Origin of the sequence: Planomonospora alba, from assembly GCF_039534085.1 — a bacterium.
Classification (GTDB): Bacteria; Actinomycetota; Actinomycetes; order Streptosporangiales; family Streptosporangiaceae; genus Planomonospora_B; species Planomonospora_B alba.
Genome location: NZ_BAAAUT010000009.1, coordinates 1 through 22,753 on the forward strand (window position 1 = coordinate 1; position 22,753 = coordinate 22,753).

At 73.9% G+C, this 22,753-nt stretch carries 21 protein-coding genes; 10 read left to right on the forward strand and 11 right to left on the reverse strand.

Annotation, left to right across the window (positions count from 1 at the left end; translation table 11 throughout):
• Positions 1-23 precede the first annotated feature (23 nt).
• Both ABD823_RS07055 and ABD823_RS07060 read right to left on the reverse strand, forming a co-directional pair.
• On the reverse strand, positions 24-1,238 hold the full coding sequence (locus ABD823_RS07055) for an amidohydrolase family protein (protein WP_344857089.1): 1,215 nt from the start codon (positions 1,236-1,238) through the stop codon (positions 24-26).
• 206 nt (positions 1,239-1,444) lie between these two features.
• Complete coding sequence (locus tag ABD823_RS07060) at positions 1,445-2,230, reverse strand: alpha/beta fold hydrolase (RefSeq protein ID WP_344857091.1); 786 nt, start codon at positions 2,228-2,230, stop codon at positions 1,445-1,447.
• 55 nt (positions 2,231-2,285) lie between these two features.
• On the opposite strand from ABD823_RS07060, the gene ABD823_RS07065 reads away from it, so the two are divergent.
• Entirely contained in the window at positions 2,286-2,945 is a 660-nt protein-coding gene (locus tag ABD823_RS07065) for a class I SAM-dependent methyltransferase (protein ID WP_344857092.1), read from the forward strand.
• A 25-nt stretch (positions 2,946-2,970) separates the two neighbouring features.
• Here the strand turns inward: ABD823_RS07065 and ABD823_RS07070 are convergent, their stop codons facing one another.
• The 5 genes from ABD823_RS07070 to ABD823_RS07090 form a co-directional block, all read right to left on the reverse strand.
• On the reverse strand, positions 2,971-3,648 hold the full coding sequence (locus tag ABD823_RS07070) for a hypothetical protein (protein ID WP_344857093.1): 678 nt from the start codon (positions 3,646-3,648) through the stop codon (positions 2,971-2,973).
• The gene (locus ABD823_RS07075; RefSeq protein ID WP_344857095.1) at positions 3,645-4,433 is read right to left on the reverse strand and encodes a MerR family transcriptional regulator; all 789 of its coding nucleotides are present in this window, start codon (positions 4,431-4,433) and stop codon (positions 3,645-3,647) included. The genes ABD823_RS07070 and ABD823_RS07075 overlap by 4 nt, the downstream gene beginning before the upstream one ends.
• 118 nt (positions 4,434-4,551) lie before the next feature.
• The gene (locus tag ABD823_RS07080; RefSeq protein WP_344857096.1) at positions 4,552-4,998 is read right to left on the reverse strand and encodes a type II toxin-antitoxin system VapC family toxin; all 447 of its coding nucleotides are present in this window, start codon (positions 4,996-4,998) and stop codon (positions 4,552-4,554) included.
• Positions 4,999-5,001: 3 nt separating this feature from the next.
• Positions 5,002-5,292 carry a FitA-like ribbon-helix-helix domain-containing protein gene (locus tag ABD823_RS07085; RefSeq protein WP_344857098.1) on the reverse strand — a complete coding sequence of 97 codons (291 nt, stop codon included), beginning with the start codon at positions 5,290-5,292 and terminating at the stop codon, positions 5,002-5,004.
• A 124-nt stretch (positions 5,293-5,416) separates the two neighbouring features.
• Positions 5,417-5,905 carry a GntR family transcriptional regulator gene (locus ABD823_RS07090; protein ID WP_344857100.1) on the reverse strand — a complete coding sequence of 163 codons (489 nt, stop codon included), beginning with the start codon at positions 5,903-5,905 and terminating at the stop codon, positions 5,417-5,419.
• A 132-nt stretch (positions 5,906-6,037) separates the two neighbouring features.
• On the opposite strand from ABD823_RS07090, the gene ABD823_RS07095 reads away from it, so the two are divergent.
• Entirely contained in the window at positions 6,038-6,337 is a 300-nt protein-coding gene (locus tag ABD823_RS07095; protein ID WP_344857102.1) for a hypothetical protein, read from the forward strand.
• 403 nt (positions 6,338-6,740) lie between these two features.
• Here ABD823_RS07095 and ABD823_RS07100 read toward each other — a convergent pair whose 3' ends face one another.
• The 3 genes from ABD823_RS07100 to ABD823_RS07110 form a co-directional block, all read right to left on the reverse strand.
• Complete coding sequence (locus ABD823_RS07100) at positions 6,741-7,397, reverse strand: JAB domain-containing protein (RefSeq protein ID WP_344857103.1); 657 nt, start codon at positions 7,395-7,397, stop codon at positions 6,741-6,743.
• Positions 7,398-7,544: 147 nt separating this feature from the next.
• Positions 7,545-9,323, reverse strand: a complete 1,779-nt coding sequence (locus tag ABD823_RS07105) for a serine/threonine-protein kinase (RefSeq protein WP_344857104.1) — start codon at positions 9,321-9,323, stop codon at positions 7,545-7,547.
• A gap of 306 nt (positions 9,324-9,629) precedes the next feature.
• Positions 9,630-10,439 (reverse strand): GntR family transcriptional regulator, encoded by an 810-nt coding sequence (locus ABD823_RS07110; protein WP_344857105.1) that lies wholly within the window; start codon positions 10,437-10,439, stop codon positions 9,630-9,632.
• A gap of 322 nt (positions 10,440-10,761) precedes the next feature.
• Here ABD823_RS07110 and ABD823_RS07115 point away from each other — a divergent pair, with 322 nt between their 5' ends.
• The 7 genes from ABD823_RS07115 (at position 10,762) to ABD823_RS07145 (ending at position 19,398) form a co-directional block, all read left to right on the forward strand.
• The gene (locus ABD823_RS07115; RefSeq protein ID WP_344857107.1) at positions 10,762-13,248 is read left to right on the forward strand and encodes a discoidin domain-containing protein; all 2,487 of its coding nucleotides are present in this window, start codon (positions 10,762-10,764) and stop codon (positions 13,246-13,248) included.
• A 50-nt stretch (positions 13,249-13,298) separates the two neighbouring features.
• The gene (gene dapA, locus ABD823_RS07120; protein WP_344857108.1) at positions 13,299-14,225 is read left to right on the forward strand and encodes a 4-hydroxy-tetrahydrodipicolinate synthase; all 927 of its coding nucleotides are present in this window, start codon (positions 13,299-13,301) and stop codon (positions 14,223-14,225) included.
• A 166-nt stretch (positions 14,226-14,391) separates the two neighbouring features.
• Entirely contained in the window at positions 14,392-16,077 is a 1,686-nt protein-coding gene (locus ABD823_RS07125; RefSeq protein WP_344857109.1) for a ribonuclease J, read from the forward strand.
• A gap of 609 nt (positions 16,078-16,686) precedes the next feature.
• Positions 16,687-17,493, forward strand: coding sequence for a 5-dehydro-4-deoxy-D-glucuronate isomerase (gene kduI, locus ABD823_RS07130; protein WP_344857111.1), 807 nt, complete (start codon positions 16,687-16,689; stop codon positions 17,491-17,493).
• Positions 17,493-18,266 carry an SDR family oxidoreductase gene (locus ABD823_RS07135; protein WP_344857112.1) on the forward strand — a complete coding sequence of 258 codons (774 nt, stop codon included), beginning with the start codon at positions 17,493-17,495 and terminating at the stop codon, positions 18,264-18,266. The genes kduI and ABD823_RS07135 overlap by 1 nt, the downstream gene beginning before the upstream one ends.
• A gap of 17 nt (positions 18,267-18,283) precedes the next feature.
• Entirely contained in the window at positions 18,284-19,048 is a 765-nt protein-coding gene (locus ABD823_RS07140) for an IclR family transcriptional regulator (RefSeq protein ID WP_344857114.1), read from the forward strand.
• Between the two features lie 164 nt (positions 19,049-19,212).
• The gene (locus tag ABD823_RS07145; protein ID WP_344857115.1) at positions 19,213-19,398 is read left to right on the forward strand and encodes a tautomerase family protein; all 186 of its coding nucleotides are present in this window, start codon (positions 19,213-19,215) and stop codon (positions 19,396-19,398) included.
• Positions 19,399-19,656: 258 nt separating this feature from the next.
• Here the strand turns inward: ABD823_RS07145 and ABD823_RS07150 are convergent, their stop codons facing one another.
• Positions 19,657-21,153 (reverse strand): sodium:solute symporter family protein, encoded by a 1,497-nt coding sequence (locus tag ABD823_RS07150; protein ID WP_344857117.1) that lies wholly within the window; start codon positions 21,151-21,153, stop codon positions 19,657-19,659.
• A gap of 209 nt (positions 21,154-21,362) precedes the next feature.
• Here ABD823_RS07150 and ABD823_RS07155 point away from each other — a divergent pair, with 209 nt between their 5' ends.
• Positions 21,363-22,691: a pectate lyase gene (locus ABD823_RS07155; protein WP_344857118.1), complete on the forward strand. Its 1,329-nt coding sequence runs from the start codon at positions 21,363-21,365 to the stop codon at positions 22,689-22,691.
• The last annotated feature ends 62 nt before the right edge of the window (positions 22,692-22,753 follow it).

Consider the following 22,753-nt stretch of genomic DNA (forward strand, 5'->3'; position numbering starts at 1 on the left):
GGCGCTCGCGCCGGGCGGCGCCGTCAGCGGGACTGCCGGACGCCCCGCCGCCACACCTCGGCGACGGACCGGGTCGCGGTGATGTCCCGGGTCGGGTCGCCGTCCACCAGCACCAGGTCGGCGCGGAGGCCGGGGGCGATGCGGCCGCGGTCGGCCAGCCCGAAGTGCCGGGCCGGGACGCTGGTGGCGGCGGCGAGCGCCTCCGCGGGGGTGAGCGCGGCCAGGGTCAGCAGCAGCAGTTCGCGGTGCATGCTCGCCCCGTGCAGCGGCGCGTAGACGTTGGCGTCCGTGCCGGCCAGCAGCGGGACGCCGGCGCGGTGCAGCGCCCGGGCCGCGTGCACGGCGTTGGGCACGCCGTCCGAGGGCACCGGGACGACCCCGGGGTCCCGGTCGGCGGCGGTCCTGAGCCGCTCCGGCAGCCGGGGGCCGATGCGCTCGTCCCGTACCAGTTCCACCGCTGCGGGGTCGCCGGTGACCGCCTCGAAGTAGGCGAGCGTGCTGACCACGAACACGTCCTGTGCCGCGATCCTGGCGGCCAGCTCCTCGGACGCCGGATCGTCCGGGCCGGCGTCGGCGACCACGTGGGCCAGGCCGTCCACGCCCGCGTCCAGGGCGACGAGGGCGTCCCGCACCGTGACGGCGTGCGCGATGGCCCGCAGCCCGGCGGCGTGCGCGGCCTCGACGAGCGCGGTCACGGTCCTGCCGTCCAGAGCCGGGAGGGACAGGCCGGCGGTGCCCCCGTCGTCGATCACGATCTTCAGGTAGTCGCTGCCCTCGGCCAGGCGCGCCTCGACGAACGCCTCGGCCCGGCCCGGGTCCGCGATCGTGTCGAACGGCCCGGCCGCGTCGCCCATCCTCTCCCGCAGCGCCGGATCGGCGGCGATGATCTGGCTCGGGTGCCCGCCCGGAGCGGTGGCGAGCACGCCCGGGCTGCGCAGGTCGGCGACGTCGTCGCGCTCGGCGGCCAGGCGGCGCTGCCGGGCGAGGTTCGGCGGCAGGCAGAACATGTCCAGCTCGGTGGTCACGCCGAAGGCCAGCGCCTGGGCGAGGTCGCCGTCGACGACGTGGGTGTGGGCGTCGATCAGGCCCGGCAGCAGGGTCCTGCCGGTGCCGTCGATCTCGGTGTCCACGGGGCGGCCGTCGGGCGCGGCGATCAGGTCGCCGTCGACCAGGACGTCGGCGCGGGGGATCGTCCGCTCGCCGTCGAAGACGCGCACGTCGCGGATGAGGGTACGCATATCCTTCTCCTCTTCTCGTACTATTAGCTCCAAGATAGTAAGCAAGCTAATTATTTTGCGTCAAACAGGTTGGGAGGCGGATGAGGGCGCAGCGGACGGAAGCGGGACGGCCCGGTCCGCCCGGTCACCGGTTCGCTCTGATCCGCCGCGTCACCGGATCAGGTGTCAGCCCGTCGGAGCCGCCTGGCCGCCGGACCACTGCGGCCTCATCCGAGGCGTCCGGCCAGGAACCCCCGCAGCACCGGGGCGAGGACGGCCCGGTCCACGCCATGGCCCTGTCCCCGCAGGGCGAGGGAGCGGGCGTCGGGCAGCGCCTCGGCGAGCGCCCGGGCCATCCCGCCGGTCCAGGGCCCCGTCTCGCCGCCGTGCAGCACCAGCACCGGAACCTTGACCGAGGAGGCCAGAGCAGCCGGGACCAGGCCGTCGTCCATGACGGCGGCGTCGTGGGCGAGCGCGTGTGCCAGCGCCTCCACCTCCGGCCACATCGGCACGCGGAGCATCGTCTCGACCATCTCGTCAGGCGCGCCGGCGGCCGACACGAGCAGCGCCAGGGCCTCGCCCCGGCGGCCCGCGCCGAGCAGTTCGGCGAGCCGGGCGGTGTACTCCCACCGCATGCCGGCTGCCTGCGGACCGGACACGAACGGCGGCTCCCACAGTGCCAGCCGGGTGACGGGCAGACCGGCCGCCGCCGCGCGCAGGGCCAGGACCGCGCCGGAGGAGTCGCCGAACAGCGCCGCCGGCCCGCCGGCCGCGCCGATGACGGCGCCGATGTCCTCGATCTCCCGCTCGACCGCGTACGGCGCGGTGTCGCCGCTGTCGCCCCGCCCCCGGCGGTCGTAGTTCAGCACGGTGAACTCCTCCGCCAGCAGCCCGGCCAGTCGCGTGAGCACCGTACGGGCGCGGGAGGCGCCGCCGACCAGGACGACCGGCGCCCCCGTGCCGAGCCGGTCGAAGGCGATCTCGGTGCCGTCGGAGGAACGTACCTTCTCCATGAGGCATTACTTCCCGCGCGCCGTCCTTGTCGGTGGCGGGTGACATGATCGGCCGATGCCGGAGACCAGTGCCTCGATCGCGTCCTTCTGGAACGCCTTCGCCGATTCCTTCGACGAGGAGGCCGACCACGGCCTCCTCGACCCGCACGTCAGGGCCGCGTGGGCCGAGCGGCTGCGCTCGTGGACGCCCTCCTCTCCCGCCGACGTCCTGGACCTGGGGTGCGGCACCGGATCGCTCTCCCTGGTCCTCGCAGAGCAGGGCCACCGGCCGGTCGGGGTGGACCTGGCGCCGCTGATGGTCGAGCGGGCCCGGCGCAAGCTCACTGGTGCCGGGTTCGACGCCGTGGTGATGGTGGGCGACGCGGGCGACCCGCCCGCGGAGGCGGGAGCCTCCTTCGACGTGGTCCTCTCCCGTCACCTGCTGTGGACGCTGCCCGCCCCCGAGGAAGCGCTGCGCCGCTGGGTCGGCCTGCTGCGTCCCGGCGGCCGGCTGGTGCTGGTCGAGGGGCGATGGGCGAGCGCAGAGCCGGATGGAACCCGGTCCTACGAGGCCGCATCCGCGCCGCTGCCGTGGATGGGCGGAGTCGAGGCCGAGCGGCTCGTACGGGTGCTGCGGCCGCTGGTGAGGACGCTGCGGGTGGACCCGCTCCCCGACCCCGCGCTGTGGGGGCGCCCCATCGAGGACGAAAGGTACGCCGTCGTCGCCTTCGCGTAGCGGACCGCTCACCCGGTCCGCCGGATCACCGGGCTCGCGGGTGATCGGAGGCCGGATCACCCGCGACGGGGACACCGCGGTGCCGTACGGCCAGCAGCCGGGCCTCCAGTTCGCGGACGAGTTCCTGCGGAGCGTCGGCGTGCAGGCGGACGAGCGAGGCGGTGCCGGTACGGCCCAGCGGGCGGGTGACGGCGACCGGCTCGGCCAGTTCGACGGTGACCGATGTCATCGACGAGACGATGACGTTCACCCGGCCCCCGTCCAGCCGGACGGTGCCGCCGTCGTGGACACGCCGGTCCAGCCGGACCTCTGTGATCAGATGGAGCGGGATCCGCAGGTCGAAGGCGGCGCCGTACCGGACGCGCAGCTCCGTGGCCGAGAGCACGTGCGGGCGGGTGACTCCGGCGGCGACGGACCCCAGCACCTGCACGACCAGGAGGATGTGCAAGGCCAGCGCGGTCAGGTGCACGACGGGCCAGGGGATGAGGAAGGCCATCGCCGCGCCCTCGGCGACGAGGACGGAGAGCATCGCCAGCATGGCCGGGGCCTCGCCGCGCAGGTAGCCGAAGGCGCGGTCGCCGTCACCCACGCCGTGCCTCCTGCCGGTCGGCCAGAGCAGCAGGCTCGCCGCCGTCCGCCCTTCGAGGCGGATCAGCCTGCGCGCGGCGGTCAGGACGGTCCGCCGCGCCCGCCGGGGGGTCATGTGGTGCTCCTGTCCGCCAGCAGGGCGATGGCCTGGCGGATCACCTCGGCATGGGCGGGCGGCAGGTCGGCGAAGAACGCCCGCGCGAACGCCTCCTGCTCCCCGTCCTCGGCCTCCGCGTCCGCCACAGGCAGGACCGGGTCCAGCAGGCCGGAGCGGATCATCTCCGCGGGCACGGCCTCGGCCAGCCGCCGGGCCAGCTCGGGGACACGTGGATCGTCCAGGCCGGCACCGGCCAGCGCGTCCAGATCCCGGTACAGGCACTCGACCCGGCTCAGGTGCTCGGGATCGGCGGCAGGAGGCCCGGCCGCCTCCAGCAGCAGTCGCTGCGTCTCCGAGGCGGCGGTGGTGTCCAGCAGGGCCAGCAGCTCACGCTCCCGGGCGAGCATGCCCGTCTCCGCCCGCGGGAGGCGGCCCAGCAGATCCGCCATCTCCGCGGAGACCGGGTCGTCGGGATGGAGCGTGTCCTGGGCGAGCAGTTCGGCCAGGCGGACGCGCCTGCGCCGGATCTCCTCCTCCTGGCGGGCCAGGTCGGCGTCCAGCTCGGTGAGGATCTCGCGCAGCTCGCGACCCCGGTCGTCGGCCAGCGCGTCACGCACCTCGGCCAGGCCGAGGCCCAGCTCGGTCAGGCGCCTGATCCTGGCCAGCGTCACCGCGGCGCGCAGGCCGTACACGCGGTAGCCGTTGGCGCGCCGTTCCGGTTCGGGCAGCAGGCCCAGGTGATGGTAGTGACGTACGGTCCTGGTCGACACGCCCGCCAGGGAGGCCAGTTCTCCGATCCGCATGCCCCCAGTAGAAACGTTGACGCCACGGCAAGGTCAACGTCTGCGGACGATCACGGCCCGGCATCCGGTGCGCTTGCGAGCCCCGCGGAGCGCGACCACGCGAGGGCCGCGGGCATCGTCAGGCCAGAGCGAAACCGAGCGCTGTGGCCGCTCCGGACTGGGAGGTGTCCCGGCTGGCGAAACCGAGCTTGTCCCCCGGACTCTCCAACAACGGCGCGGCGGCCAGCTCGGCGGTCGCGAGATGGATCGCGTCAAGGGCCCGCAACCCGTGGGCGTACACGATCTGGACGGCTCTCCGCTCCACGGCGTCAGGGGGAGCGGACAGAAGGGCGACCGGGCCGTCCTCACCCAGGTCGGATGCGAGAACGGCGAGTGCCGTGTCCAGCTCCAGGCGCCGGTGCGCACGGGCGGCGCGGACGAGTACGCCGGTCACCTCCACGACGGTCAGGGTGCCCGTGACGAGAAGGTGTTCGGGGCTCTGCAGGAGGTCTTGAGCCCTACGGTGTCCGGGTTCGTCGGGTAGGTAGGCGCAGGCGAGCACGGAGGAGTCGATGTAGGTGAGCACCTGTCAGCGGCCTTCTGCCCAGAGTGCGTCGAGAATGGGGCCGATGCCCTTGGCGCTGGAGAGAGCACGTTCACGCTCGGCATCTGTGACCGGGGGAGCCTGGAGCGGCTCAGCGAGGACGCCGAGCCGGCGGGCTCGGGCCCGAAGCTCCGCTCGGGCGTCCAGCGTCTCGTCGGACACGCCGCGGGCGAGGATCTCTCTGGCGGTGGCGTTGATGGAGCGACCGGTCCTCTGGGCGCGTCGGGTGATGCGCTGATGGAGCTCGTCGTCGATGCGGAGCAATAGTTGCTTCATGGACCGATGATATCAATCTGGCGCGAATATTGATATCAGTCGGCCCGGGTGATGTCCTGGACGCTCTGCGGGTGCCCTCTGCCGGGAATGGGGACGGTGGGGTTCTCCGGAGTCACTTCGACTGTCATTCCTTCCCGTCCGTCGGCCACTTCGCGGGCTGGTTCACATAGGTGCCCCGGTGGGGGACGGTGAAGACCCAGCCCTGATCCCGGAGGAAGGCCACGGCGTTCCGCGCGGTGACCTTGGAGACCCTGTACTGGGCCATGAGCAGCTTCTCGCTGGGGATCGCCCGGTTGGGCCGGAACTCCCCGCTGCGGATCCGCTCGGCGACCTTGCTGGCGATCTCCTGGTAGAGCGGGGTCTTGCGGGGGGTCCGCGGGGTGTCCGGCTCGCCGACGAAGGAGCCCTCGCCCTGGATCGTGTAGATGAAGCCCTGCTCTCGCAGTTCGCGGGTGGCCCGGCGGGCGGTCGTCCGAGCCACGCCGTACTCGCGCTCCAGGTCGGCCTCGCTCGGCATGGGTTGGCCGGGAGCGATCTCGCCGCGCTCGATCTGATCACGGATCAGCGCCGCTATCTGCAGGTAGACTGGTGTGGGTCCGTCTCGATCCAGCACAGTCGAACCATAGACCAATGAGGACATGCATGCACAAAGCAGACATCTGGAGGCCGCGGAAGATACGTGTGGGTAGACCGGTGTGTACGTGCTGACTTATAGTTGGGGGGGTCGCACTAAGGAGGTGCCCTGGTGGCGGTAGTCGTGGTGCCGCTGGAGGAGCATCACGGCTGCCATGTGGGGGTGTTGCAGGAGCGGCATGAGCGGATCGACTGGCGGCCGGAGCGGCCGAGGGCCGAGCGGATCCGAGTGAAGGAGCACACGTGCTGCTGCAAGGCGACGTTCTACGAGCTCTGCCAGGCGGGCGGGTTGGCGTTCGTCCGGCGGACGCACCGGCTGGACGGTCGGGTGATCGTGCACGAGTCCCCCTGGGTGCGGGTGAAGGAGGCGGAGGAGCTGTGGTTCCGGCTGCTGACGGGGAGCGCCCGCTGAGATGAGAGAGAGCTCCCGGCCCCTCCGGACGACGGATCCGTCGGAAGGGCCGGGCGGTGGTCCCGTGGCCTTGGAGGGGGGCACGGGACCACCGGTCAAGATCCCGGTGGCGGCCCACACATCCCACCCGCCGCCGGGTCCAGCGCCTGTCGCGGAGCCCCTCCGCCGCGCAGCCGGACGCGGGCTCCGTGACAGGCCCCGAACTCCCCGGCTGGGCGGAGCACCCGCCCGCCGGGGGCCGGTGCCCGGCTCCGGGAACGGCCGGTCACCGTCAGACCTCCCCGGCCGCCGCCGTGTTCCGGGAACGGTGGCGGCCGGGGAGCGGCGCCGGCGCCGATGGTCAGGCGACCGGTCGTGCGGCGGCCGCTCACCCGGCCACCCGTCCGACCACTCATCCGGCCGATCACCCGGCGATGCGGCGCCAGGCGGTGTCGGTGACGATCACGTGGTCGAGGAAGCGCAGGCCGACGGTCTCGGCGGCCCGGCGGAGGCGGGCGGTGACGTCGAGGTCGTCGGGGCTGGGGTCGAGGGAGCCGCCGGGATGGTTGTGGGCCAGGCCGAAGGACGAGCCGCCGGAGGTCAGCACGAGCGTGACGATCTCGCGGACGGGCGCCGGAGCGTGGTCGCTGCCGCCCTCGCTGACGACCGCCCGGCGGACCACCGCGCCCGCGGAGTCGCAGACCACGGCCACCACCCGCTCGTGACCGAGGTGGCGCAGGAGCGGGGCGGCCACCGCCGCCAGGTCGGCCGAGCCGGTGATCCGCCGCCGCTCCGGCTCCGCCTGCGCCTGCCGTACGAGGTGGAAGGCGGCGATGACCCGGGCGGCCTTGGCCGGGCCGATGCCGCGGATCGCCATCAGGCGGTGCGCGTCGGAGCGGGCCAGGCCGCGCAGGTCGCCGCAGTGGGCGATCAGCTCCGAGGCCAGCTCGACCGCGTTGGTGCCCCGGCCGCCGGAGCCGAGCAGCAGGGCGAGCAGCTCCCGGTCGGCCAGAGCGGTGGCCCCGAGGGAGAGCAGGCGCTCGCGGGGCTGGTCGGTCGGGGGCATGTCCTTGACGCGCAATCGGCACCTCCGGCTCGGGGACCCGCGACGGTTCTACCAGGGCGCACCGACATTCGGCCGTGCTCCCGCGAGACCGGCCGCCCGGCCCCCGGCCGGTTCGGTCCCGGGCCGGTTCGGGTCCCGGCCGGGGATCCCCGCCCGGGCGGGTCACCTGCGGCGTTCCAGCGTCCCCGTCGCGGTGAACCAGACGTCACGGGTGTACTCGTTCTCCCCGCGGCCCCGGTAGGAGAACTGCAGGGTCCCGCCGGTGCCCTGGGCCAGGGTCACGGTGCCGTTGCGCACGCAGTCGCCGCGCATCGCCACCCGCTCGAGGTGGGCGATGCCGTCCACGACCTGCGTCAGCCGGAGCATTCCCGTGCACCGCTGCCCGGGATAGCGCTCGGTGACGGCCCTGCCGCTCCTGCGGACGGAGAGCACGAGCGTCTCCTGCGATCCGGGGTCGTTCTGGACCGTCCCCTGCCAGACGCCGGCGAACGACGCGGGCAGTACGGCGGGCGGGTCCGGCGGATCCGACGCGGAGGGCGCGGGCGTCGCCTCCGGCGGGGTGGTCTCCGCCGCCGGTTCCGAGGGCCCTGCCGACTGCTCCGGACCGCTCGGGTCCGTCCCGGGCGGCTGCCCCGCCCCGCCAGGGACGGTCGGGGCCGGGGCGGGCGCCGTCCCCGGCACGCCCGATCCGGGCGGGGGCGTGCCCGGCGCCGCCGCCCCTCGCGGGTCCGGCCACCCCGCCGGTCCCGGCGCCGTGTCATCGGCGGCCGGGACGGGGCGGGGGGTCCGCAGGGCGTCCGGCGCGGCGGTCCCGTCCGCCCGGACGCCGTGTCCGCCGTCCGGAGGTGAGGTGAGGACCGGCCACAGGGCCGCGCCCGCCGTCGCCGCGGCGAGCACGGCCGCCCAGCCGGCCAGTGCGGCGCGCCTGCGCCGCCCGCGGTCGCCGCCGGGGGGACGCCTGGCCGGGAGCCGGTCCGGGGGCGGAGGCCGCTCCGGGGCCGGGGACCGGTCCGGGGGCGGTGGCCCGGCGGGTGGGCGGTCGGACGGCGGCGCGGGAGCCGCCCGCCCGGGGAGCGGCTCGGCGGGCTCCGGCCCGTCCGCTCCGGCGGCGGCCCGGCCGCGCCTCGGCCCGGCGGACACCTGGCCGAGGAGGCGGAGGAGGACCTCGCGCATCGACGGCCGCTCCTGCGGGAGCTTGCGCAGCGTCTCGGCGGCGAGCTCCCGCAGCGGCCCGTCCAGCGCACCGAGCTCGGGGGTGCCGTGCAGGATGCGGTAGAGGACCGCGGGCAGGCTGTCGGTCCCGAACGGCGGGCGGCCCGTGGCGGCGAAGACCAGCACGCACCCCCAGGCGAACACGTCGCTCGCAGGCCCGACGCTCTCCCCGTTCAGCTGCTCGGGCGACATGTAGGCCGGGGTGCCCAGGGGGCCCCGGGTCACGGTCGGCAGCCCGAGCTCCTTGGCGATCCCGAAGTCGATCACCCGGGGGCCGTCGGCGCCCAGCAGCACGTTGTCCGGTTTGAAGTCGCGGTGCACGACCCCGGCCTCGTGGACGGCGGCCAGGGCCGTCGCCGTGGCCACGGCGAGCCGGTGCAGGGCCGCGCCGGAGCGGGGGCCGTCCTCGTCGATGGCCTGCCGCAGGGAGGGGCCCTCGACGTACTCGGAGACGATGTACGGCCGCGCGGCCTCAGGGTCGCCGTCGAGCACCCTGGCGACGCAGAACGGCGCGACGGTCGCCGCGGCGGTGACCTCCCGCGCGAACCTCGCCCGGACCGCCTCGTCGGCCAGCACGCCCTCGTGCAGCACCTTGACGGCCACGGGGGTCCCGTCGGCGGCACGGCCGAGGTAGACGACCCCCTGGCCGCCCGAGCCGAGACGGCCCTCGAGCCGGTACGCGCCCGCCTGCGCGGGATCGCCCGGCAGCAGCGGGGACGCCGCGATCATCCGCACCTCCGTGTCCGCTCGGGGACGGCTGGAAGGCCCCCGCGGCACGGGGGCCGGCCGGCGTCCCCGGTACCGGGTGCCGCGCCGCCTCAATCCTGTCCCGGAAGGGGGCCGCGCGGCGGTGGAAGCAGAGATCAGCCGCTGGTCACATTGCCGACGGAACCATCCGTATCCGGACGTTCCATCGGATTCCATCGGAGGAAGAGGGGCAGGTCCCTCGGGGCGGGGCGGGGCGGGGCGGGGCGGGGCGGGGCGGGGCGCCGGTGCGGGAGGGCGCAGGGCGGCGGCGTGGGGAGGGAGCGTCGTCTAGGGGAGGAGGGAGTGGGAGTAGACGAGGCGGAAGCGGTCGCCGGGGATGACGATGTCGCTGGTCTCGACCGGGCGGTCGCCGGCCCAGTGGGTGCGCTCGACGTGCAGGACGTGCACGCCGGCGGGCAGGGCGAGGGCGTCGATCTCGGCGGGCTCGGGGACGCGGGTGTAGACCTGCTCGACGACCTCGGTCACCTTGACGCCGGAGGCGGACAGCCGGGGGATCAGGCCGCGCGGGGCGGCCCCCCTGGCGGCCTCCCTGAACGCGGTCTCTCTGGCCGGGCCCTCCCTGAGGGGTTCCCCGGGCGCGGCGTCCCTGGCGGTCTCCTCGGCGGCGCTCGCGCCGGACCGGGCCGGCTCGTAGGAGGTGGCGAGCTGGACGGGCCTGCCGTCACCGCGGAAGACGTAGCGGGTGCGGGTGAGCGGGGCCGACTCGCCCAGATGGAGGCGGTGGGCGATGTCGGGGGAGGCCGGGACGGTCTCGGTGCGCCGGTGCCAGGTGACGTGCGCGCCCTGGGAGTGCAGGTCGGCGGCGAAGGGGAAGGAGCGGCCGGGGAAGCGCCAGCGGTGCAGCGGGACGAGCGCCGGTCTGGCGCGGACGTAGTGGCCGGATCCGACCCGGCCGACGATCAGGCCCTCGGCGGCGAGCACGCGCAGCGCGTGCCGGGCGGCGGTCTCGCCGATGCCGTACTTGCGGGTCAGCTGGGCCCTGGAGGGGATCGGGGCGCCGGGAGGCAGCGAGCCGTCGACGATCTGGCGGCGGATGTCGGCGACCACGCGCAGGTAGACCGGATCGGAGCTTGCCACGTGTCCATCCCTGAAGGGTGAGGCGTTGTCCCATCCTGTCGTGTTCGGTGCGCAACTCAGGGTAATGACGGCGATTTGGAGCCCCAACTTTGGCGCCGATTCCAAGATCTTTTCAAGGGATCCGGAAATATCTTGGCGAACCCTGTAACGCCCCTGGGAGCGTCCCCGATTGAACGGTAGAGGCCGTTGATGTGTGTACCCCCGAGCACATATCGACGGCCTCTTTCTCGTTGCCGATCCGTGACCCGGGAACCCGACTTTCGCACCAAAGCGGACATAAATATTATTACGCCCCGTGTCTGGATATTTTGTGCGATCTTTAATGATCGTTTCTGCGGTCGCCCTCGCCGCAGCGGCGGCGGCCGTACCGGCCGGAGCGGCGGGGAGTGAGGCTCCGCCCCCGGTCGCGGTGCCCGCGCCGACCGGGTGGAGGGCCGGGGAGGGGACCTTCCGCCTCACGGAGGACTCCCGCATCCTGGTCGGTGCGGAGAACGCCGAGGCCGCCGAGCGGCTCGGTGCGGACCTGCGCGAGGTGACCGGCCGCCGGGTGCCGGTGGTGGTCGTCCCGGCCGGTGACCCGGCGGCGGTCCCTCCGGCGACCGGTGACCCGGCGGCGGAGGAGCCCGGCTCCGGTGCCCCCGGGACCGGGGAGCCTGGCTCCGGTGAAGCCGGGCAGGCCGGGCAGGCCGGGGAGCCCGGGCAGGCCGGGGAGCCGGAGGCGGCGGGACCCGCCGCGGGGGACGTGCTCCTGACCCTGCGGGCCGAGCGGGCCGTCGCGACCGCCGGGGTCCGCGAGGACGACGGCACCGCCGCGGAGGCGTACGTCATGGAGATCGGCGACCACGTCGAGATCCGGGCCTCCTCGCCGGCCGGGCTCTTCTACGGCGGGCGCACCCTGCTCCAGGCGTTGCGGGCCGCCGGCGGCCTGCCGTACGGCACGGTCGAGGACCGGCCGGAGGTCGGCAGGCGCATGCTCGTCCTCGACCTGCAGGCCGGGTTCCGGTCCACCGAGTGGATCGGGGACCTCGTCCGCCGGATGTCCTGGCTGAAGCTGAACACCCTCTACCTGAGGCTCTCCGGGGACGCCGCGCTCCGGTTGCACGACGAGGCATTCGCGGGCGCGGTCCCCGCGCAGCACTACGGCCGCGCCGACATCGAGGCCGTCCAGGAGGTCGCGCGCCGCCACCACGTCGCCGTGGTGGCCGAGCTCGACGTGCTGGGGGACGCGGCGGCGCTGACCCCGTCGCGCCGCTGCGGCGCCGAGCACGTGCCGGACCTGGCCGATCCGGAGGTACGGCGGGAGCTGACCGCCGTGCTCGACACGTTCGCGGGATGGTTCGAGGCGCCGCTGCTCGGCCTGGGCCGGGTGGACTCCTGCGACGAGCCCGCGTGGCTGGACGGGGCCGGAGAGCTGGCCGCGCACGCCGAGGCGCTGGGCAAGCGGCCGGTCCTGCGGGTCCGCGACCGCGTCCCGCCGCTGGACGGCGAACCGGTGGTCCTGAACGAGGGCCCGCCGGAGAGCGTGCGGACCGGCGAGTACGACATCGTCGACGCCTTCCCGGCCACGGGGGCGGGCGACGGCGACCTGCTGGCCTGGAGCCCGGAGGCCGGGCGGTTCGGCCGGGCCCTGGTCGCCGAGTCCGTGTTCTTCGGGGACCCGGAGGCGGCGGAGGAGGCGCTGGCGGGACCCCGGGCCGAGTTCGCCGAGCGGGCGTGGAACCGGTTCTCGTCCGTCGAGGGGTTCGCCGCGCGGGTGGACGCGGTGGGTGACGCGCCCGGGGCCGCTCCGCGGGGGAGGCAGGCCCGCCGGCAGGAGCACCGCTACGACTTCGACGAGGCGTACCTGCCGGACGGCGGGACCCACGCGGCGGCCGCGTGGCGGGACGGGCTGCTGGTCACGGCGGTGGACAGCGCGGGCGGTGCGCACGCGACCGCGGTCGCGGGCCCGGACGCCGGAGCCGGCACCGGCGCGCCGCTGCTGCCGGTGGACGGCCGGGTCGGCGGGGCCGCCCGGTTCGGCGACGGCCGGAGGTTCCTGATCGGGGCCGCCTCCGCGGGCGCGCCCTGGACGGTCTCCATGTGGGTGCGGCCGGAGGACCGGACGCGCGGCGTGCTGCTCGGCCGGCTCGGTGAGGCGATCGCGCTCGACGGGGGCGAGATCGTCGTCTCGGGCGCCCGGGAGTTCTCCTTCGGCCACCGCCTCCCCGCCGGCCGCTGGACCCACGTCGTCCTCGTCGCCGACCCCGGGGGCACCACCCTGTACGTGAACGGGCGCCGGGAGGGGCGGGTCCCCGAGGTGATCGGCCTGCCCACGGGGGCGATGGGCCCCTTCAGGGGCGCGCTGGACGAGGTCGTGCTCTCGCCGGCGGCGCTGACGCCCGCGCAGGCCGCCGAGCGCTACCTGGCCGACTCCGCGGGCCCCGACCTGGCGCGCGGCCGCCCGGTGACCGCCTCGGGCGTCGAGGCCGAGGGACTGGGCCCGGAGAACGCCGTCGACGGCGATCGGGGCACCCGCTGGGCCTCCACCCTGAGGGCGGACCCGCAGTGGATCGCCGTCGACCTCGGCGAGCCCCGGGAGATCTCCCGGGTCGTGCTCCGCTGGGAGCGGGCCTACGGCGCCCGGTACCGGATCGAGGGCTCCGCGGACGGCTCCTCGTGGCGGCGGATCGCCGAGGTGGCCGACGGGGACGGCGGTACGGACGATCTGGGAGGCCTGTCCGCCACCGCTCGGTACATCCGTGTGTATGGCATGAAACGGGGCACCAAATGGGGGTATTCGCTCATAGATCTGGCGGTGTACGGGGGGTGAGCGGGGTGGCGGGGTCCACCGGTTCATCGGATCCGGGTACCGTTCGGTCTATGGCAGCGCCGACGACAACCTCCGACGCCCCCTTTGGCCGCATGCTGACCGCCATGGTCACGCCGTTCACCTCGGACGGCGCGGTCGACTACGAGGGGGCGCAGCGCCTGGCCACCTACCTGGTGGACGAGCAGCGCAATGACGGGCTCGTGGTGAGTGGCACGACGGGCGAGTCCCCGACCACCACCGACGAGGAGAAGGAGCGCCTCGTGCGCGCCGTCGTGGAGGCGGTCGGCGACCGCGCCGCCGTGGTGGCCGGAGCGGGCACCAACGACACGCGCCACAGCGTCGAGCTGGCCCGCGCGGCCGAGCGCGCCGGGGCGCACGGCCTGCTGGTGGTCACGCCGTACTACAGCAAGCCGCCGCAGGAGGGGCTCTACCGGCACTTCACCGCGGTGGCGGACGCCACCGGCCTGCCCGTCATGCTCTACGACATCCCGGGCCGCAGCGGCGTGCCGATCGAGGTGGCGACCCTCATCCGGCTGGCGCAGCACGAGCGCATCGTCGCGGTGAAGGACGCCAAGGCCGACCTGTTCGCCGGCTCGCAGGCCATGCTCGCCACCGACCTGGCCTTCTACTCGGGCGACGACGCGCTGAACCTGCCCTGGCTCTCGGTCGGGGCCGTCGGGTGCGTGAGCGTCGTGGGGCACGTCGTGGGCGCGGACATCGCCGAGATGATCGGGCGGCACCGCGCGGGAGACGTCAGGGGAGCCCTGGAGATCCACCGCGGCCTGCTCCCGGTGGTCTCCGGGATCATGATGCAGGCCGGTGGGGCGATCATGGCCAAGGCGGCGCTGGCGATGGTCGGGTGCCCCGCGGGCCCCGTGCGCCCGCCCCTGGCGGAGGCCACCGAGCAGCAGCTGGCGCGGCTGCGCGCGGAACTCGTCGCGGGCGGCGTGAAGCTGTCCGACGGAGACGCGGCATGAATGCGGCATAGAAGGAACGTCGCGATCGACAAGCGGTCGCAGTGGGGAGGAACAGCGGTTTGAAGGTGCGAGGAAACGCGGGCCCTCCGGGGGCCGGGGCGTTCGGCGAGGGAGCGGTCCCGGCGGTCTGCGGGCCGGCCGACACGTGTGAGAGAGGTGTGACCGGATGAGTCACCCCCATCCCGAACTCGGGCCGCCGCCGCCGCTGCCCGAAGGCGCGCTGCGCATCGTGCCGCTGGGCGGTCTCGGTGAGATCGGCCGCAACATGGCGGTGTTCGAGTTCGACGGGCGCCTGCTGATCGTCGACTGCGGGGTGCTGTTCCCCGAGACCGAGCAGCCGGGCGTCGACCTGATCCTGCCCGATTTCGACTACATCCGCGACCGGCTGGACGACGTCGAGGCGGTCATCCTGACCCACGGCCACGAGGACCACATCGGGGCCGTGCCGTACCTGCTGCGCGAGCGCCGCGACATCCCGGTCGTCGGCTCCAAGCTGACGCTGGCGCTGATCGAGGCCAAGCTCACCGAGCACCGCATCCAGCCGGTCAAGGTCGAGGTGGTCGAGGAGGAGCGGCACCGGTTCGGGCCGTTCGACTGCGAGTTCCTCGCGGTCAACCACTCGATCCCGGACGCCCTGGCGGTGGCGATCCGCACGCCGGCCGGCATCGTGCTGCACACCGGCGACTTCCGGATGGACCAGCTGCCCAGCGACGGGCGCCTGACCGACCTGGGGGGCTTCGCCCGGCTGGGACGCGAGGGCGTCGACCTGCTGATGTCGGACTCCACCAACGCCGAGGTGCCGGGCTTCGTCACCAGCGAGCGGGAGATCGGGCCGGTCATCGACGAGGTGGTCCGCACCTCGGCCAAGCGGGTGATCGTGGCGAGCTTCGCCTCGCACATCCACCGCGTGCAGCAGGTCATCGACGCCGCCGAGCGGCACGGCCGCAAGGTCGCGCTCATCGGCCGCTCCATGGTGCGCAACATGGGCGTGGCGCGCGACCTGGGCTACCTGCGCGTCCCGCCGGGGCTGGTCGTCGACTCCAAGGAGATCGAGAGCTGGCCGCCGGAGGAGGTGGTGCTGATCTGCACCGGCTCCCAGGGCGAGCCGATGGCGGCGCTGTCGCGCATGGCCAACCGCGACCACCCGATCCGGGTCGCCGAGGGCGACACCGTGCTGCTGGCCTCCTCGCTGGTGCCGGGCAACGAGACCGCGGTCAACCGGGTGATCAACGGACTGACCCGGTGGGGCGCCCGCGTGGTGCACAAGGGCAACGCCAAGGTGCACGTCTCCGGGCACGCCGCCGCGGGCGAGCTGCTGTACGTGCTCAACCTGACCCGGCCGTCGAACTTCATGCCGGTGCACGGCGAGTGGCGGCACCTGCGGGCGCACGCCAAGCTGGCCGCCCTCACCGGGGTGCCCGACGACCACATCGTGATCGCCGAGGACGGCGTGGTGGTCGACCTCATCGACGGCCGCGCGCGGGTGGTGGGCGCGGTGCACGCGGGCTACGTGTACGTCGACGGCCTGTCGGTGGGCGACGTCACCGAGTTCGCCCTGAAGGACCGGCGGATCCTGGGCGAGGAGGGGTTCATCTCGATCGTCGTCGTGGTGGACTCCAACACCGGCAAGGTGACCGCGGGCCCGGAGATCCACGCCCGCGGCTCGGGCATCGACCCCGACCGGTTCGACGAGGTCATCCCGCAGGTGGAGCGGGCCCTGGAGGAGAACGCCGCCGACGGGGTGGTCGACGTCGACCAGATCCGCCGGGTGGTCCGCAGGACCGTGGGGCGCTGGGTGAGCGACAGCTACCGCCGCCGCCCGATGATCATCCCGGTGATCGTCGAGGTCTGACCGGGCACGCCGTACGGCGGCCGCGGCCGCCGTACGGCCTCACGCCTGCCGGCGCTCCGGCCCGGGCGCGCAGGCGGGCCGCGGCGGCCGGCCCGCCGTGGTGGATGCGCGTCTCCTGGGCCCCGGCCGCCCAGGACACCGCCGGGCAGGACCGGTGAACGCGCTCGGCCTCGGACGGGCCGGCATCCCGCCCCGGTCACCGACGCGCGGCCACCGCTTCGGCCCGCCGGTGACGGCCGTGCGCGCCTACCCGGACGCGAGGGACGCCGCCCCGTTCGGTCCGATGATCCCCGCAACCCCGGGTCCTGGCCGCGCCGGGCCCGAAGACGCTGCGCCTCGCCGCCGAACGCGCCTGGGGCGCCCACTCTCTGGACATGCCGGTCGAGCACACCCGGCGGGCCAGGAGCCTGCCCGGTCCGCACGCGCTGCCGGCGGTCACCCGGCTCGCCGTCCTGGACCCGTCCCGTGCCCGTGCGGCCGCCGCCGCGGCCCGGCCGCCCCGCGCCCGGCGCCACCATCCGGCCGATGTACCGGGAGGCGGGGCCGGGGTATGCTCCTTATGTTCCGTACAGCGAATTCTAATTCCATGTAACAGAACAAGGAGGGTCGATGGAGGTACGGCACGCCACGGCACCGGACCAGATCCCGGGCGCCACGACGGCCTGGCTGCGCTCCCGGTTCCTGGTGGAGGACCTGTTCGCGCCGGGGGAGGTCCGGCTCGTCTACTCGCACGAGGACCGGATCGTGGTGGGCGGTGCGCTCGGACCGGCGGCCCTGCCCAACCCCGACCCGCTGCGTGCCGGGCACTTCCTGGAGCGCCGGGAGCTGGGCGTGGTCAACGTGGGGGAGCGGCCCGCCGTGGTCACCGTGGACGGCACGCCGTACGAGCCGGGCCCGAAGGAGTGCCTGTACGTCGGGCGGGGCGCCCGCGAGGTCGCCTTCGGCGACGGGGCGTTCTATCTCGTCTCCACCCCCGCGCACGCCGGCCACCCCACGGCGCTGAGCACCCTGGAGGACGCCGAGCCGGTACGGCTGGGCGGCCCGGAGGGCTCCAACGAGCGCACGATCTACAAGCACGTGCACGCCGGGGGCGTGCGCAGCTGCCAGCTCGTGCTCGGCGTGACCGTGCTGGAGCCCGGCAGCATGTGGAACACCATGCCCTGCCACACCCACGAGCGCAGGACCGAGGTCTACTTCTACTTCGGCCTGCCCGAGCAGGACCGGGTGATCCACCTGATGGGCCGGCCCGACGAGACCCGCAACCTCGTGGTCGCCGACCGGCAGGCGGTCATCTCGCCGCCCTGGTCGGTGCACTGCGGCTTCGGCACCCGCAGCTACGCCTTCGTCTGGGCCATGGGCGGGGAGAACCAGGCCTACGACGACGTGGAGCCGGTCGCGATCGGCGAGATGCGCTGATGGCGGCGGGGCGGGCACCCTCCTCGCCGGAGGGGCTGTTCTCGCTGACGGGCCGGACCGCGCTCGTCACCGGCGCCCGGACCGGCATCGGCCGGGCGATCGCGCTGGGCCTGGCCGCCGCCGGGGCCGACCTGGTGCTGCACGGCCGCGACGACGACCTCGGTGAGGTCGAGGCCGAGGTGCGCAGGACCGGCCGCCGGGTCTCCCGGTGGGTCCTGGACCTGTCGGAGCCCGGGCGCATCCCGGAGGCGGCGGCGCGGCTGGACCCGGTCGACGTGCTCGTCAACAACGCCGGGATCATCCACCGGGCGCCCGCGGCCGAGCACCGCTACGCGGACTTCCGCCGGGTGCTCGACGTCGACCTCGACGCGGTGTGGCTGCTCAGCCAGGCGGTGGGGGCGCGGATGCTGGAGCGGGGCTCGGGGAAGATCATCATGATCGCCTCCATGCTCTCCTTCCAGGGCGGGATCAACGTGCCCGGCTACACCGCGGCCAAGCACGCGGTCGCCGGGCTGACCCGGGCCCTGGCCTGCGAGTGGGCGGCGCGGGGGGTGCAGGTCAACGCGATCGCGCCCGGCTACATCGCCACGGCCAACACCGAGCGGCTCCGGGCGGACCCGGTGCGGGAGGCCGAGATCGCCGGGCGCATCCCGGCGGGCCGCTGGGGCGAGCCCGACGACCTCGTGGGCGCGGCGGTCTTCCTGGCCTCCCGGGCCTCCGACTACGTCAACGGGCACGTGCTGGCGGTCGACGGGGGCTGGCTGGCGCGCTGACCAGTAGGATCGGCATCGTGGCCAGGGAAGGCAGTTCCATCGACAAGGCGCTGACGGTGCTGGAGGCGATCGCCGAGCACCACCGCGTCACCGACATCGCCGCGGAGACGGGGGTGTCCAAGTCGACCGTCCACCGCATCCTCCAGTCGCTGGTCGAGTGGGGTTTCGCGCGGACGGACGGGAACGGCGGCTACGAGCCCGGCCCCCGCATCCTCACCCTGGCCGGCCGGGTCATGAACCGGTTCGACCCGGCCCGCCAGGCCTCCGGCGCGCTGGCCGCGCTGCACGAGCGGATCGGCTACACCACGCACTTCGCCGTCCGCAGCGGGGACGAGGCCGTCTACGTCTCCAAGCTGGAGGGCCGCCGGCCGTACCAGATGCCGTCGCGGGTGGGGATGAGCCTGCGCCTGCACTGCACGGCGATCGGCAAGGCCGTGCTCGCCCAGCTCCCCGCGGACGAGGTGCGGGCCGTCGCCGCCCGCACCGGGCTGCCCCGGATGACGCCCCGCACGCTGACCTCCGTGGACGACCTGCTGGCCCACCTCGCCGAGGTGCGCGCCCGCGGGTACGCGCTGGACGACGAGGAGAACCACCCGGAGATCCTCTGCGTGGGCGCCCCCGTCTTCGACCACACGGGGCAGGTCCTCGGCGGCATCTCCATCTCGGCCCTGGCGATGGACATGGACCGCGAGGGCCTCGAACGGCTCGCCCCCGAGGTGGTCGCCGCCGCCCGGGAGGTCTCGCTCGCGCTCGGCGCGCCGCTCCCGGCCGCTCCCCGCTGACCGCGGGTCTCCGCCGATGCCGGTGGAGCGATCCACCACCGGTGGAGCGTTCCACCCCTGACACGTTCGATCCCTGTACGGCAAGCGCTTTCCCTTACCGCTCCCATGACCTATTGTTCCGTGTAGCGGAATTAAGTCTTGTGTCATGCAACATGGAGGCCGGTATGCCGAACATCACCGTCGAGCTGCTCTCCGGACGGACCCTCGACCAGCGCCGCGAGTTCGCGGCCGCGGTGACCGAGGCCGCGGTGGGCATCCTGAAGGCCCGCCGGGAGGCCGTGCGGATCCTCTTCACCGAGATCGAGAAGTCCGACGTGGCCAACGGCGGCGTCCTGGAGTCGGACAAGTAGCCGTCCGGCGGGGCGGAGGGGCGGCGCCCGCCGCGGGACGCGGCGGCCGGGGGCCGGCCCGCCACCGGACGCGGGGGAGGGGCCGGACGTGTGCCGTCCGGCCCCTCCGCCGTGCTCAGGGTCGTCCCGTGCCGTTCCGGCCTCCGCTCCCGTCCGGGCGCGGACCTGCTCCCGCCGCGCGTGCCCGCCGCGGCGCCCGGGCTCCCCGCGCCGAGGCTTGCCGCGCCGGGGCTTGCCGCGCCCGGGCCGGGTGCGGGCTCAGGCGCCGGCGACGGCCCGGTCGTCCTCCGGGTCGGTGTCGAGGGAGTCGACCAGGGCGTCCCGGTCCGGGCGGTCCTGCGGCCGCAGCAGCCCGATCGCCACGTACAGGACCAGCGAGGTGACCAGCGGCACCCCCACCACCATCGCGGTGTCGGTGGACTCCAGGATCCACTTGACGTAGGCCCACACGGCCAGCCCGGCGGCCCACGAGGCGATCGCCGCGGCCGGGCCGCTCCGCTTGAACCACGGCAGCATGCCGAGCATCAGCGGGATCGAGATCGGCCCCATCGTGGCGGCGACCAGGTCGACGACGATCTTCAGGACGACGCCCTGCCCCTCGGTGGCGATCGCGATCACCATGCTGATCAGCACGAAGGCGAACGTGGTGACCCGGGCGAAGGTCAGCTGGGCGTGCGCGGACAGCTCGCGCACCCGGCGCACGACCACCGGGGCGATGTCCCGGGTGATGACCGAGGAGATGACGTTGGCGTCGGAGGCGACCATGGCCATGGTGTGCGAGAAGAAGCCGGCGAGCACCAGGCCGATCAGCCCGGGCGGCAGCAGGGTCTGGGCCAGCCTCACGTAGGCCTCCTCGGCGTCGGCCAGGCCCGGGACGATCAGCGGGGCGGCGAACATCGGGATGAACAGGATCAGCGGCCAGACCAGCCAGAGCGCGCTGGACAGCAGCGCCGAGCGCCGGGCGGCCGAGCCGGAGGGCGAGGCCATGTAGCGCTGGGCGAGGTTCCACATGCCGCCGTTGTACTCGAAGGTCTTGATGAACAGCATGGCCAGGAAGAACGTCGCCGTGTACGGCCCGGCGAACGGGTCGCCGTGGCCCTCGGGGAGCCTGTCCCACATGGTCCAGAGCGTCGCCACCCCGTCCAGGTGCGCCATGATCGCGATGAACATGGCGATGCCCGCCACGCCCTGGATGACGAACTGCCCGAAGTCGGTCAGCACGTCCGCCCACAGGCCGCCGGCCGTGATGTAGACGAGCGTGACGGCGCCGGTGATGAGGATGCCCCACAGGATGGGGATGCCGGCGAAGCCCCGCAGCAGCACCGCGATGGCCACCCACTTGGCCGCGATGTCCACCACCTTCAGCAGCGCGCCGCTGTAGGCCAGGACCTGCTGGGTGGGGAGGTCGTAGCGGCGGGCGAGGTACTCCAGCGGGGAGGCCACGCCGTGCTTGGAGCGGAGCCGGTTCCACCGGGCCGCCCAGACGAAGGCGCCGATGCCGACGCCGAGGCCGATGGTCAGCGCCCACCAGACGTACATGGCCAGGCCGTACTCGTAGGCGACCGCCGCGAACGCCACGAACATGATCGCGCTGTAGCCGGACATGTGGTGTGAGATTCCGGACAGCCACCAGGGGATCCTGCCCCCCGCGGTGAAGAAGTCGATCACGTTCCTGATCCGGTTCTTGGACCACACGCCGATGGCGACCATCACCAGGAAGTACGCGCCCAGAACCGACCAGTCGAGTGCGGACATGGTCTCTCCTCCCAACGTCCTGTTTGGTGAGGAGGTTCTATTACATGGAACGTCATGTCAATACATAGGACGGAATGCGCTTTCCATAATGACGGAAGTTCCGCTACGTTTGCTCCCGCCGGTGGCGAGATCTTGCTTTGTGGTGTAGATCTCACGTTTCGGCACTTAAAAGCGTTCTTATGTAGTTCGACCGAAAAGGAAGACGCGTAGTGTTACGCAAGACGACCTTCCGGGTCCGCATCGCGGTGTGCGCCGCGGCGACCCTGGCCGGCGCCGGACTGGCCGCGGCTCCCGCCTCCGCCTCCGCCCTGGTCCCGGCGGCCGGCTCCTACACCCTGGTGAACGCCGCCAGCGGGCTCTGTCTCACCGTGCCCTCGGCGAGCACCGCCGACGGCGTGCAGCTCGTCCAGCAGCCCTGCGGCGGCTCCGGCCAGACCTGGACGCTCTCCGACGTCTCCGGCGGCCGGCGGCTGACCGCCGCGCACAGCGGCAAGTGCGCCGGGATCGCCGGCAACAGCACCTCCGCGGGCAAGGCGGTCGTCCAGCAGGCCTGCTCGACGGGGGCCTTCCACGCCTGGAAGCTGGAGGCGGCCGGCGGCTCGGCCTACCGCGTGGTCAACGCCGGCAGCGCCAAGTGCCTCAACCCGGCGTCCGCCTCCTCCGGCGCCGCGATCAAGCAGAACTCCTGCGACTCGGCCGCGGGCAAGAGCTGGACGCTGAAGGCCGCCGGCTCCGCCCCCACGGCCGAGCCGACCGCCGCGCCGACCGCGACGGCCAAGCCGACCGCGACCCCCACCGCGACGGCCAAGCCGACCGCGGCCCCGACGGCCGCCCCGACCGGCTCGCCGCTGCCCGGCTGGCCCGCCGCCAAGGGTGCTCAGCCGGTCACCTCCACCATCCCCGTCAGCGGCCCCTACGACGGCGGCATGAAGCGCTTCTACGGCTCCGGCGCGCTGGGCGGCGACGGCCAGGACGAGAGCCAGGACCCGATCTTCAGGCTGGCCGACGGCGCCGTCCTGCAGAACGTGATCATCGGTTCCCCGGGCGCCGACGGCATCCACTGCACCGGCACCTGCACGCTCAAGAACGTCTGGTGGGAGGACGTCGGCGAGGACGCCGCCACCTTCAAGGGCACCTCCGCCTCGCAGACCATGACCGTCGACGGCGGCGGCGCCCGCAAGGCCTCCGACAAGGTCTTCCAGCACAACGGACCGGGCACCTTCGTCATCAAGAACTTCCAGGTCGCCGACTTCGGCAAGCTCTACCGCTCCTGCGGCAACTGCTCCAAGCAGTACGCGCGCCACGTGGTGGTCTCCAACGTCCAGGTGACCGCCCCGGGCAAGTCCCTGGTCGGGATCAACCCGAACTACGGCGACACCGCGAAGCTGTCGGCGGTCACCGTGATCGGCGACTCCGGCAAGAAGATCGCGATCTGCGAGCGGTACAAGGGCGTCACCAAGGGTGAGCCGAGCAAGACCGGCAGCGGCCCCGACGGCGTGAGCTGCGTCTACTCCGCCTCCGACGTCACCTACAAGTAGCCTTCCCGCACCGTCCCCCGCGGGGGCGCCGGCGGCCCGCGTCCGCCCGGTGCCCCCGCGGG

What these genes read in the sequence shown, in the direction of transcription:
- kduI (WP_344857111.1), top strand. Translation starts at nt 16,687, where the DNA reads ATGGAGGTACGGCACGCCACGGCACCGGACCAGATCCCGGGCGCCACG.
- ABD823_RS07085 (WP_344857098.1), bottom strand. Translation starts at nt 5,292, where the DNA reads ATGAAGCAACTATTGCTCCGCATCGACGACGAGCTCCATCAGCGCATC.
- dapA (WP_344857108.1), top strand. Translation starts at nt 13,299, where the DNA reads ATGGCAGCGCCGACGACAACCTCCGACGCCCCCTTTGGCCGCATGCTG.
- ABD823_RS07115 (WP_344857107.1), top strand. Translation starts at nt 10,762, where the DNA reads ATGATCGTTTCTGCGGTCGCCCTCGCCGCAGCGGCGGCGGCCGTACCG.
- ABD823_RS07070 (WP_344857093.1), bottom strand. Translation starts at nt 3,648, where the DNA reads ATGACCCCCCGGCGGGCGCGGCGGACCGTCCTGACCGCCGCGCGCAGG.
- ABD823_RS07125 (WP_344857109.1), top strand. Translation starts at nt 14,392, where the DNA reads ATGAGTCACCCCCATCCCGAACTCGGGCCGCCGCCGCCGCTGCCCGAA.
- ABD823_RS07065 (WP_344857092.1), top strand. Translation starts at nt 2,286, where the DNA reads ATGCCGGAGACCAGTGCCTCGATCGCGTCCTTCTGGAACGCCTTCGCC.
- ABD823_RS07060 (WP_344857091.1), bottom strand. Translation starts at nt 2,230, where the DNA reads ATGGAGAAGGTACGTTCCTCCGACGGCACCGAGATCGCCTTCGACCGG.
- ABD823_RS07075 (WP_344857095.1), bottom strand. Translation starts at nt 4,433, where the DNA reads ATGCGGATCGGAGAACTGGCCTCCCTGGCGGGCGTGTCGACCAGGACC.
- ABD823_RS07145 (WP_344857115.1), top strand. Translation starts at nt 19,213, where the DNA reads ATGCCGAACATCACCGTCGAGCTGCTCTCCGGACGGACCCTCGACCAG.
- ABD823_RS07135 (WP_344857112.1), top strand. Translation starts at nt 17,493, where the DNA reads ATGGCGGCGGGGCGGGCACCCTCCTCGCCGGAGGGGCTGTTCTCGCTG.
- ABD823_RS07055 (WP_344857089.1), bottom strand. Translation starts at nt 1,238, where the DNA reads ATGCGTACCCTCATCCGCGACGTGCGCGTCTTCGACGGCGAGCGGACG.
- ABD823_RS07150 (WP_344857117.1), bottom strand. Translation starts at nt 21,153, where the DNA reads ATGTCCGCACTCGACTGGTCGGTTCTGGGCGCGTACTTCCTGGTGATG.
- ABD823_RS07105 (WP_344857104.1), bottom strand. Translation starts at nt 9,323, where the DNA reads ATGATCGCGGCGTCCCCGCTGCTGCCGGGCGATCCCGCGCAGGCGGGC.